The following is a 10,601-nucleotide window of genomic DNA, read 5'->3' as shown; positions in this document are numbered from 1 at the left end:
ATTTTTTCTAAATTATTCAAACTTGTTTTTAAGTTTGTCTTTTTTTATACGTTTTGATTGATTTTTGTTTCACACTTATACCTCCTATTTTTTCTTCAAGATATTTTTCAAGCCTAATACCGTTCCTAATATACCTGCGCTTGATCTCTTCTTATTAAAAATACCACTTACCACGTTGATAGGTTCATTGAGCTTATCCATTTTATAGTTGATATCATCCACTGTGACATTTACTTTAGAAACAGTTGTTTCTAAATGCTGAGCCAAATGACTGACATCTTTTAAAGTTGTAAGTGCATGGATAAGAAATACTCCTAGAGACACTAATGCAAATACACCAGCGAGCACTAGAATACATAGACAAATTGTTAAGATATCCATGGGATCTCCTCATATGCCTTTTCTTTTTCCTTAATAACTAATTCCTCTAATTTATAAATATCCTTAGGACTCATAAATAAGAATACTGCATTATCATATTGAGCTAATTCTTTTGCACCTGCTTCATCTTCAGTCACTACCTTAGAACGAGGTAGGTTCTTAGTAATAACACTGACATCAATATCGATTCCTGGTTCTTTTGGCGCATTTTTAGGGAAATCCACAAAATATGGATGATCAACTGTATCCATGACTCGTGCATAATCCTTCGCAAATCTTAAGCCACGAGAATATCTATCTGGCTGATAAACCGCAACAATCTGCTTGCCAGGGAAACGTGTTCTTGTTTCTTCAATTACATATTTAATAGCTGTTGGATGATGTGCATAGTCATCAACATATACATTATTGCCTACTTCCTTCACTGCATAACGTCTCTTAGTTCCCTTAAATGTACTTAACTGACTCTGCATATAATCAAAGTCCATACCTTCAAGATAACCTAAAGTAATAACACCTAATGTGTTATAAAGTGTATGCATACCATAGAATGGTAGAGTGAAATGTCCAAAAAGATCACCATAGATATATACATCAAATGAAAGACCTTTTTCATTATTAATCACATTTTTAGCCTGAACATCATTACCGTCTTTTACACCGAATTTTACAACTCTCTTTGTATAATTCAAATGTGGAAGATGAGGATCATCACCCCAGATGACAATAGCCTTTTTAGCCTGGTTGGCATATTTTTCAAAAGACTGTTCATACTGTTTCATTGACTTGAAATAGTCTACATGGTCCATTTCAATGTTGTTGATATAAGCATAATCTGGATGGTACCATAAGAAATGATCTTTATATTCGCAGCATTCAGCAACGAAATACTTAGCTCCCTTAGTAGCATAACCAGTACCATCACCAATTAATACATTTGTCTTATCATAATCTTTAAATAAATGATAAGCCATACCTGTAGTAGAAGTCTTACCATGTGTACCTGCAATACCGATAGTAATATGATCATCCATAAGCTTAGCTAGGAAATCATAATAGTGATGAATTGTTACATTAGGATTGTCTTCTGCAGCAGCCACTTCTTCATTAGAACGGTCAAATGCATTCCCTACAATAACATCCATACCGTCTTTAATATTGTCTTTATTAAATGAATAAATAGGAATATGTCTTTCTCTTAAGCCATCTTCAAGGAAGATATACTTATCAATATCACTTCCTGCGACTTCATAACCTAAATCATATAAAATTCTTGCAAGAGAAGCCATTCCTGAACCTTTAATACCTATAAAATAATACATATATTTTGTCACCTCGATAATATATTAACACAAATTAAATAATGATTACATAGATATCACTTAAAAATGAAAGTATTTTCATAAATTGGTAAGAAAAGGATCGTCTATCCTAAAAGTTGGTGTATCAAATATCTCACTTTCACCCAAATGAATAGTCAATACCTGTTCAATAGTGAGCCCAATAGTTTCACCATCTTTAAATACCACATTGTTCATAATAACATAGAGTGCAGTGTCTTTAATGAAGTCTAATACAGCCATAGGTTCACCAATAGAAGAGACTTCTATTTCATGATAGCCGAGTTTTTCAAGACCATCTGTATAAGCCCCTACCCCATTTTCTAATGGATATAAACCAAACCAGATGACGTTATAAATAGGAAACATATCCTGATCAATCATCTTGGCCATTGTTTGATAAAAAGATGGTTCATAGATGACATCATTCATATAAACTCCTACAACATTCTCATCAATATTTGAACATACTTCTTCTACAAACAAAGGACAGTCTGTCTGAATAGTTTCAATTGTCTTATGGATATGAATCATTCCAGTATGGTTTTTAGTATATGCATCTGCTTCTTCCCACATAAAGTTACTTAAAGCTGCATTAAGACGTACTTTGTCATCTAATGGTTGATTAATATAATTACTAGTTTCATTGAATGGTTCTTTTACTAATAAAAATGCGTCTAATTCCATCTTTACTCTCCCTCAAACAATAAGTCTTCTAACTCTTTTACAGACTCAACATAATAAGTACATTTATTCTTGATATCTTCTTTAATTTCCTTGATATCATGAGCCCATCCAGCTCCACATGCATCAATATGCGCGTCTCGTGCCATCTGTACGCCTGGTAATAAGTCATCTACAAGCAAGACATCTTCTTTATTTAAATGAAGTTCTTCAATAATGCTTTCAACAGGCCAAATAGATGGTTTACGCTTTTCAGGAGGTAATTCCCAGCCATATATAATAGAAGGCTCTGGTAAATCATTATTCTTATAATCACGAATGATTGTATGCTTCATTGAATGAGAAATAACACAGATAGTGCCACCTTCATTTACATAACGCCATAATAAATCATGAATGCCATCAAAACAGACAGGGGCATGATCACGAATATAAGACTGCCAGTTATTTTCCTGTATATGCATTTCTTCTTCAGTGAACTTTAGTATATCAAAACATAATGCAGTGAAACCTGGCTTATAATTATACTTAAAATAATCTTCACAAGTCATAGTAACACCAGGACGCAATTTACTTAATGAGTCTAAGAATGCAGGAAAGTTCACTGTACGTGTGCTATCTACAATTGTATCATCATGATCTAGTATTAAACATTTATATTTCATTTGTTTCTCCTTTTTGATATGCAAGACATGTTATTCCTTGCGTATTGACTATTTTTCCACACTGTTTAAATCCACAAGATTCTAATAAATTCTGCATAGGGATATTTTTGATTCCAGTATCCATCTTTAAATTAGGAATCTGACTATAAGCCCAGTTCAAGATAAACTTGCAGGCCCCTTTTACAATATGTGCAGAAACAACACGATGTACCACACCATAAGGTGCATCATTGAGCCATTGTCCCTCGATTTCCTTATAAGCTTGATCTTCTTCTATCGCATAATAGAAAACAGCCGCAATTTGATTTTCATACATGCATAAATACATCTTATCTATATCTTTAGTAATCAACTCTTTTGAAGGATAACCTACAGGCCACTGATCTTTATTGCCATGATTATCCATAAATATCTTTGCATCTTTGTAAAGACTCATTATTTCAACTATATGAGCCCTATCTGCTTTTTTTATTTCCATAGTTAACCCCTCTGATTTATATCATAACACAAAAAAGGGTCTGAAAAAATCCAGACCCCCATATTACACAATTTCTACTATTGTTCTTTCTATTGTAACAGATGAATTCTCATCAAAATCATTCAATATATCTTTACCATCATCTATCACATTCTACGTATCACGTTCTTTATGGATTTCAATTTCCATTGAAAACCAACAATCCTGTTTTTCAAAACAGATTTCAAAATTTTCATAGCAGAAGACAATAGCTTTCGTTTCCCACATATCATAATTTTTAGAAAAAGTATGATCATTGACTAGAATGATTTTCTGTACTACCTCATCAATATATGTTTCTTTGATATCATTATTAAACCTTGATTCTACTGCTGTCCAATTGGATGTAGAAATACTTAGTATTGTTGCTTCACCATCTAATCCAAAATAATCTAACGCCTCATAATCGTTCACTAATTTAAATACCTGTTGATTAATCTCAAATCCCAAAATACCTGTCCCAGAATCTGTAATGATGAAATCTGCATGTTTGTATTTTGTGAAAGTTTTTCCTATTAATGATTTGATCAACTCTGTGTCAAACCTGAAATCATACTGTTTTATTATTATTTTCCTTTTCAAAAAGAGACTAGTTCTTATTATGTGCTAATCTTATCATGTTTTCATCTAATGTCGTACGTGGATTTTCCAAATTATATTTTTTGGCCCAATCTTTATAATGCTGATCCATGTATTCCTTCAATTCATTAATCGATTTTGTTTTGAATAAATCAATAAGATTCACATCATCAATAACCTTGATGATTTCATCTAATTTCATAATAAACTTCGATGCATTCTCAAGATCAAGACTTTCAAATAAATAAGTATTTGTAGTAGTCACAACATTCAAATCTACATAATAATTAAAATAAATTTTATATCTAATTTGCGATTATCCGCATAAACACTATACTTTCAAGCACTTTGAAGTATAGAAAATTATTTAATTTACCACGAATTTACCACAATTGAATGAGCCTTGATATGACAATAAAATAGCACTAAAAAGACACCCTTTACACCTGAGTGGTGTCTTTTGTTAAAAAGCAGTCAATCCTAAGACTAACTGCTTTGTGTGTATGGATATAAAGTTGTCAAACTGGGATTGTATGTTGGAAATTATTCTACATCAATCACATCATCTTCACCTATTTCTATGAAAGTGGTGCTACTATCTGTTGAAACGTTTTTAGATACTGACATATTAAATATTATCAAGAGGATATTCAATAGCACAATTACTAGGAATATAACCCCAGCAATTTTCCAAATTTTTTTGCTACGCCTATTCTTAATTGCCATCTGTTCACTGATTTTTGCAAGTTGTTCTGCGATGACATCATTATCATCTTCATCAGGTATTGTTCCTCCAAGCAATACAAATTAACATTATAGTTGCATTACTCTTATATTGATGTAAAACTTAATATTCTATTGTTCCCAATATCACATAGAACCGAATTTACTACCACTATCTTATTTAAAAATGAAAATATCTTCTATCGGTGCATTGAGAACCCGTGAAATATCAATCGCCAGTTTTAGAGATGGATTGTATTGTGCTTTTTCCAACCTCATAATTGTTTCTCTACGAACCCCGACTTTTTCTGCCAGTTGTTCTTGTGTTAAACCTTGTGCTACACGATATACCTTTAAGTTGCACATGAAATCTTCTACCATGACTTATTCTCCTTTTTCGTAGCGGTATAATAAATAGTTGCTAAGAAAAATGACTAAAGCATAGATAAGTGAAACAGAAATGAGCATAAAAATTGCACACCATTCCACATTACGAGAAAACATTCCTATTGCCATAAGCCAAATGACTATAAAGAGAAGTTTAAATCCTACTTTATAGGCGTTTATTTCTGCTTTTCTTTTATTTTCTAAAAAAAGTTCATCTTCTAAAGTGTGAGAAAGTTTTCCTTCAAAGAAAAAGCCGAAAAAGCCAAAAAATATAAAGAATACAAAAGGATATATTTTCCCATATTCAAAATAAGTCCAAAAACCGCTAAAACCTAGAAATCCAAATATTCCACACAGTCCCCAATATGAAGATACTGTTCTTGAATAGTTTTTGTCTTTAAAATTTTTAGAAAAGGCGTTTTTAAAGAAGATAACTGTTACATATAAGACATAAATAGCTATCAAAGCACCGACTATCAACATTGGTATATCCTTTATGGAAAATACATAATTAGACATATCCATGTTTTTAACCCAGCGTGCGTCGTTAAATAATAAAGAGTAAATTATCCCTGCAATCAGTAATATTACACACCCTACTCCCATAAAGATAACTTGTTTCATTTGTTTTTTTGTCATAATCATCCCTCTTTTCAATGTGATGTTTTTGTATCTTTATAAGACAAATATATCACTTAATATAAATGGTGTCAACAAGAAAATGATACAAATACATCTCATATCGTTTTTATATAATTTACTACAAATCAGATTTTGTCCCTTTCTTCCTCTTGTCTGCCACAAACAGTAAAGGAAAAGCCCTGTCAAGAGCCTTGCCACCATTGGTGGTGCTTTGCACTCTTTACTGGGCTTTTTGTTTGCTGTATCTTCTACAAAGAGGAAAAGGGTTACTCGTCCTCATCATCAAAATCGTTATTTTTCAATACTTCCCGTAATAATTCCATATCTTCTTTTGAATTGGGGTTTATCATTTTTACGACTTGATAAGGTGTCCTATATTTATGTCCCTCTATGCTTTCACCGAACATATCCATGCTGTATAAATCATCATAGTGGTCTAACAGTTTTTGAAACTTCAAATGCTGGATAAATTCTTTGATTGGATAAAGGTCGGACGCTACAATGCTTTTTCCGTTGATGTAGTCGGTAATATATTCCCGTAACTTTTTCAACTCATATTCCAGCCATTCTTCTTCGCTGTCAAAGAAGTTGTCATAATGCCCATGTTTTAATTCTGCATTTAGTCGTTCTTCAATTCTTAAAAACTGGCAGACTTCCTTTTCGGCTTGATTAACATACTTCCATTCTCCCGACAGTAATTCATTTGGGGTTACACCCAGCACGTCCATTATCTTTTCTAATGTATCAAAGGTAGGATAATTCACACCACGTTCAATCTTGGAAAGGCTCTGCATATTGATACCGATTTTGTCCGCAAGTTCCTGTTGTTTCATTCCTCTGTATTTTCTTATGGTTTGTATGTTCTCTCCTAAGAAACTGATTTTCTTTTCATAATGCTCCATAACTTAGTATAACCGCTCCTTTCGTTGCTTTTTTTGACGTTTATAAGCATATCATACTTAATCTATATCCAAAAGTCAACAAAAACTTCTTGACAAGTAATTCTAATGGCGTTATTATCGTGTTAGATAGAGCGATTAAGCACGCTAGGGTCAATCACACGCTTGAGTAAGCATATAGAATAGATATTTTCACTTTGATAGCATGAATAGGCATGGACTATCAGACTGAAAATCGGATTTCTGACTGGGCTGTTCCGTTTAGCCACGAGCCTTACAAGGCTCGTGAGCGTTAAGAACGGGGCAGACACAGGAAGAAAGGGAACGCCTTTAGGCGTTCGTAAAGGGCGTATATGTAACACCGCCCTGCGCATACATGTCATAGTACCTAGAAACTGTGATAAATAAAGGAAAAAACACGATTTTTACCTCGCAAAAAAACGGGAAGTACGAAAGGAGTAATGCACTATAACTACACACAAAAATTTATCCGTTAAGATTGATTACATCAGCATTGTATTTGATACTGCAACCGCAGAAGATGTTATCATGCACATTTTAGGTTTACCGACTGACATTTTCAATGTCTATCCGGCAAGCGTTAAATTCAAGACCTATCAGGCACGCTGGCAGATTGGAGATATTTATGTATCGGGGGACGCAAGAAAGACAGAGGACAATCCACAAGGGCTAGGCTGTTATCTTGTTATGACTGGCAGAGGTTGTGATGATATTTTCCGTATTCTCGACAGTAGGAATTATACCTTTGGGGATATGTTCCGACGCTGTGAGCGAAGATACGGACTGGATAACTTCCATTTCACAAGACTTGATATTGCCATTGATGATAGGAACGAAAAGCCATTCTTTACCATAGAGCAGATAAAGAAGAAATGTGAAAAAGAGGAATTTATCTCGAATAGTGAGGGCTACCACTTTGACGAAAGCAAGTTTGATGATTTCGACACTGCAAAGACCGTTTATATCGGTGCTGGAAAATCGGGATTGTCCTACCGCTTTTATGATAAGGATAAGGAAGTCTGTTCAAAACATAATAAGACACTTGATGAAGTTGGCAGTTGGAAACGGACAGAAATGCAACTGCGTGATGATAAGGCTCATGTTTTTGCCATGACATTCAAAGACAGACCGCTGGAACTTGGGGAACTGGCTTTCGGACTGCTGGCAAACAACCTACGCTTTGTCGTACCAAACAGAAACGAAAGTAATAAAAGCAGATGGAAAATGTGTCGATTTTGGGAACGCTTTTTGGGGGCTGTGGAAGTCTTGGAACTGCAAGTACCAAAACAGCATAATTCCCTTGAGGAAACACAGCAATGGCTCACAGAGGGTGGCGTGATTTCCGCTGTCAAAAGTTTTTATTTCTTAGAAGAACATGACGCATTAGGTGGACTGGAAAAAGTAGGAACTATGCTTGATAGGGCAAGATACAGCAATTCCCTTTCCAGTAAATTAACCGCCCATTTACAGAGGATAAACCGCACCGACCTTATCCCCTATATCCAGTATGACACGAAACATGGGAAAGGGGGTATCTGATGAACAACAACGATATTCCCGTATGGGAAAAATACACCCTTACCATTGAAGAAGCGTCAAAGTATTTCCGTATCGGAGAAAACAAGTTAAGACGATTGGCAGAGGAAAACAAGGACGCTGGCTGGCTCATTATGAATGGCAACCGCATACAGATTAAACGCCGACAGTTTGAAAAGGTTATTGACAAATTGGACGCAATCTAATGCAAATGAGCCTTGTATGTGTTATGATGAACACAAGTCATATCAAGGCTCTTTCCAACAAGGAAAGGAGCAGACACCATGAAAGAAAAAAGACGGGATAACAAAGGTCGTATCCTGCATACTGGAGAGAGCCAACGAACAGACGGAAAATACTTATATAAATATGTGGACGCATTTGGAAACACAAAATATGTGTATGCTTGGAGATTGACACCCACAGACCCGACACCAAAGGGAAAACGGGAAAAACCCTCACTTCGAGAACTGGAACAGCAGATAAGACGGGATATTGAGGACGGTATCGACAGCACAGGCAAGAAAATGACGCTTTGCCAACTTTATGCCAAACAGAACGCACAAAGGGCAAATGTGAAGAAAAGCACACAGAAACAACGGGAACAACTCATGCGGTTATTGAAAGAGGACAAGTTAGGTGCTAGGAGTATTGATACAATCAAGCCCTCTGACGCTAAAGAATGGGCGTTACGCATGAAAGACAAAGGCTTTTCCTACAATACCATTAACAACCATAAACGCTCGTTAAAAGCGTCATTCTATATCGCCATACAAGACGATTGCGTAAGGAAAAATCCCTTTGATTTCAAGTTAAGTGAAGTCCTAGAAAATGATACCAAAGAGAAAGTCGCATTGACAGAGGAACAGGAACAAGCCTTACTCTCATTTATCAAGACAGACAATGTGTATCACAACCATTATGATGATGTGCTGATACTGTTAAAGACTGGACTTCGTATCTCGGAACTGTGCGGACTGACAGTAGCTGATATTGATTTCAAGAATGAAGTTGTAATTATCGACCACCAGTTACTAAAGAGCAAGGAACAGGGCTATTATATTGAAACGCCTAAGACGAAAAGCGGAATAAGACAAGTGCCATTAAGTAGAGAAACAATACAGGCATTTCAACGAGTTATGAAGAAACGCCCAAAGGCAGAACCATTTGTGATAGACGGACAGAGCAATTTCTTATTTGTCAATCATAAAGGCAAGCCCAAAGTTGCGATTGATTACAACGCCTTATTTGTCCGTATGGTAAAGAAATATAACAAGCACCACAAGGACAATCCCTTGCCACATATCACACCGCATACGCTACGCCATACATTCTGCACAAGACTGGCAAGCAAGAACATGAACCCAAAAGATTTACAGTATATCATGGGACATTCAAACATTAGTATCACAATGAACTGGTACGCTCATGCGTCCATAGATACCGCAAAATCAGAGGTTCAGCGTCTAATCGCATAGAAGTATTTACCACGATTTTAACCACGATTGACAGGGAAAATATAAGAAGATAGACCTAGATATGCGAGGTTTACCACAAAAGCAAAATGCCCGTAGAGCCGATAAAATAAGGCTTTGCGGACATTTAGGAAGATATAAAAAGATAGTCAAAAAGACATATATAATTTAAAATAAACACTAAATACTCCCGCATTACGTTGTGCCATGAACCCTTTCATTCCATGTTTTAAAAGTCCAACAGAGGGATTATAGATTCTATTAATAGGTAAAATCTTAATGCTTATAATACTACTGCAAGGAATCAAAATATCTTCTTTCAATTCATTTCTAAAAACTAAATTATTCTCTTCTAATAAAAGTTGTGGGACATCATCAGTTATACTTCTTAGTAAAAATTGTGCTTGTCTACGATTATTGTTCATTGTAAAACACCCCCTTATATTCAATACATAATCATATACAACCTTTATATAACTAATTATATACATATATATCGATGTATCCTCAATTGTAAAATGAAACTGGAATTAAGGAATTGGGATAAAGGGGCATGCCCCTTTATCCCAATTCGCGCGGCCGCAGGCCCCTATTCTCAATTTTTTTATAAAAAAAGTCCATAGAAATCGTATTATATAGTTACCACACTTTATAAGGAGATTTCTATGAACATCATTAATATATCACAAAAAGCAAAAAATAAACACCTTAATTTTTCTCATTATGAATTCATCATCAATTCTTTGATTCAG

At 34.9% G+C, this 10,601-nt stretch carries 15 protein-coding genes; 3 read left to right on the top strand and 12 right to left on the bottom strand.

Going from position 1 to position 10,601, the window contains the following annotated elements:
* Positions 1-84: 84 nt before the first annotated feature.
* The 11 genes from EAI80_RS10055 to EAI80_RS10005 form a co-directional block, all read right to left on the bottom strand.
* On the bottom strand, positions 85-381 hold the full coding sequence (locus EAI80_RS10055) for a DUF948 domain-containing protein (RefSeq protein WP_129981910.1): 297 nt from the start codon (positions 379-381) through the stop codon (positions 85-87).
* Positions 369-1,703, bottom strand: coding sequence for a Mur ligase family protein (locus tag EAI80_RS10050; protein ID WP_129981909.1), 1,335 nt, complete (start codon positions 1,701-1,703; stop codon positions 369-371). Before EAI80_RS10050 ends, EAI80_RS10055 begins: the two co-directional genes overlap by 13 nt.
* Before the next feature lie 78 nt (positions 1,704-1,781).
* Positions 1,782-2,408, bottom strand: a complete 627-nt coding sequence (locus EAI80_RS10045; protein WP_129981908.1) for a DUF4261 domain-containing protein — start codon at positions 2,406-2,408, stop codon at positions 1,782-1,784.
* A gap of 2 nt (positions 2,409-2,410) precedes the next feature.
* Complete coding sequence (locus tag EAI80_RS10040; protein ID WP_129981907.1) at positions 2,411-3,070, bottom strand: HAD hydrolase-like protein; 660 nt, start codon at positions 3,068-3,070, stop codon at positions 2,411-2,413.
* Positions 3,060-3,548, bottom strand: coding sequence for an N-acetyltransferase (locus tag EAI80_RS10035; RefSeq protein ID WP_129981906.1), 489 nt, complete (start codon positions 3,546-3,548; stop codon positions 3,060-3,062). Before EAI80_RS10035 ends, EAI80_RS10040 begins: the two co-directional genes overlap by 11 nt.
* Positions 3,549-3,701: 153 nt before the next feature.
* The gene (locus tag EAI80_RS10030) at positions 3,702-4,037 is read right to left on the bottom strand and encodes a hypothetical protein (RefSeq protein ID WP_129981905.1); all 336 of its coding nucleotides are present in this window, start codon (positions 4,035-4,037) and stop codon (positions 3,702-3,704) included.
* Positions 4,038-4,176: 139 nt separating this feature from the next.
* Positions 4,177-4,431, bottom strand: coding sequence for a hypothetical protein (locus tag EAI80_RS10025; protein ID WP_129981904.1), 255 nt, complete (start codon positions 4,429-4,431; stop codon positions 4,177-4,179).
* Positions 4,432-4,709: 278 nt separating this feature from the next.
* Positions 4,710-4,967, bottom strand: coding sequence for a hypothetical protein (locus EAI80_RS10020; RefSeq protein WP_055157184.1), 258 nt, complete (start codon positions 4,965-4,967; stop codon positions 4,710-4,712).
* A 99-nt stretch (positions 4,968-5,066) separates the two neighbouring features.
* Entirely contained in the window at positions 5,067-5,270 is a 204-nt protein-coding gene (locus tag EAI80_RS10015; RefSeq protein WP_015527881.1) for a helix-turn-helix transcriptional regulator, read from the bottom strand.
* Between the two features lie 3 nt (positions 5,271-5,273).
* Positions 5,274-5,915, bottom strand: a complete 642-nt coding sequence (locus EAI80_RS10010; protein ID WP_015527882.1) for a DUF3796 domain-containing protein — start codon at positions 5,913-5,915, stop codon at positions 5,274-5,276.
* 269 nt (positions 5,916-6,184) lie between these two features.
* Positions 6,185-6,820 carry a helix-turn-helix transcriptional regulator gene (locus EAI80_RS10005; protein WP_055304083.1) on the bottom strand — a complete coding sequence of 212 codons (636 nt, stop codon included), beginning with the start codon at positions 6,818-6,820 and terminating at the stop codon, positions 6,185-6,187.
* A gap of 495 nt (positions 6,821-7,315) precedes the next feature.
* Here EAI80_RS10005 and EAI80_RS10000 point away from each other — a divergent pair, with 495 nt between their 5' ends.
* From EAI80_RS10000 to EAI80_RS09990, 3 genes are all read left to right on the top strand, one after another.
* Positions 7,316-8,377 (top strand): replication initiation factor domain-containing protein, encoded by a 1,062-nt coding sequence (locus EAI80_RS10000; protein ID WP_278278651.1) that lies wholly within the window; start codon positions 7,316-7,318, stop codon positions 8,375-8,377.
* Complete coding sequence (locus EAI80_RS09995) at positions 8,377-8,580, top strand: excisionase (RefSeq protein WP_002610247.1); 204 nt, start codon at positions 8,377-8,379, stop codon at positions 8,578-8,580. The genes EAI80_RS10000 and EAI80_RS09995 overlap by 1 nt, the downstream gene beginning before the upstream one ends.
* Before the next feature lie 78 nt (positions 8,581-8,658).
* Positions 8,659-9,852, top strand: a complete 1,194-nt coding sequence (locus tag EAI80_RS09990) for a site-specific integrase (RefSeq protein ID WP_117570047.1) — start codon at positions 8,659-8,661, stop codon at positions 9,850-9,852.
* 146 nt (positions 9,853-9,998) lie between these two features.
* Here the strand turns inward: EAI80_RS09990 and EAI80_RS09980 are convergent, their stop codons facing one another.
* The gene (locus EAI80_RS09980) at positions 9,999-10,274 is read right to left on the bottom strand and encodes a hypothetical protein (RefSeq protein WP_129981903.1); all 276 of its coding nucleotides are present in this window, start codon (positions 10,272-10,274) and stop codon (positions 9,999-10,001) included.
* Between the last annotated feature and the right edge of the window lie 327 nt (positions 10,275-10,601).

This window comes from Catenibacterium sp. co_0103, from assembly GCF_004168205.1.
GTDB classification, from domain to species: domain Bacteria; phylum Bacillota_I; class Bacilli_A; order Erysipelotrichales; family Coprobacillaceae; genus Catenibacterium; species Catenibacterium mitsuoka_A.
The sequence above is the reverse complement of the archived record's forward strand: the minus strand, read 5'-3'. Positions and strand labels throughout refer to the sequence as shown.

Bases quoted from the DNA above. Each gene is read 5' to 3' on its own strand.
- EAI80_RS10055 (WP_129981910.1), bottom strand. From the start codon at position 381: ATGGATATCTTAACAATTTGTCTATGTATTCTAGTGCTCGCTGGTGTA.
- EAI80_RS10050 (WP_129981909.1), bottom strand. From the start codon at position 1,703: ATGTATTATTTTATAGGTATTAAAGGTTCAGGAATGGCTTCTCTTGCA.
- EAI80_RS10045 (WP_129981908.1), bottom strand. From the start codon at position 2,408: ATGGAATTAGACGCATTTTTATTAGTAAAAGAACCATTCAATGAAACT.
- EAI80_RS10040 (WP_129981907.1), bottom strand. From the start codon at position 3,070: ATGAAATATAAATGTTTAATACTAGATCATGATGATACAATTGTAGAT.
- EAI80_RS10035 (WP_129981906.1), bottom strand. From the start codon at position 3,548: ATGGAAATAAAAAAAGCAGATAGGGCTCATATAGTTGAAATAATGAGT.
- EAI80_RS10015 (WP_015527881.1), bottom strand. From the start codon at position 5,270: ATGGTAGAAGATTTCATGTGCAACTTAAAGGTATATCGTGTAGCACAA.
- EAI80_RS10010 (WP_015527882.1), bottom strand. From the start codon at position 5,915: ATGACAAAAAAACAAATGAAACAAGTTATCTTTATGGGAGTAGGGTGT.
- EAI80_RS10005 (WP_055304083.1), bottom strand. From the start codon at position 6,820: ATGGAGCATTATGAAAAGAAAATCAGTTTCTTAGGAGAGAACATACAA.
- EAI80_RS09995 (WP_002610247.1), top strand. From the start codon at position 8,377: ATGAACAACAACGATATTCCCGTATGGGAAAAATACACCCTTACCATT.
- EAI80_RS09990 (WP_117570047.1), top strand. From the start codon at position 8,659: ATGAAAGAAAAAAGACGGGATAACAAAGGTCGTATCCTGCATACTGGA.
- EAI80_RS09980 (WP_129981903.1), bottom strand. From the start codon at position 10,274: ATGAACAATAATCGTAGACAAGCACAATTTTTACTAAGAAGTATAACT.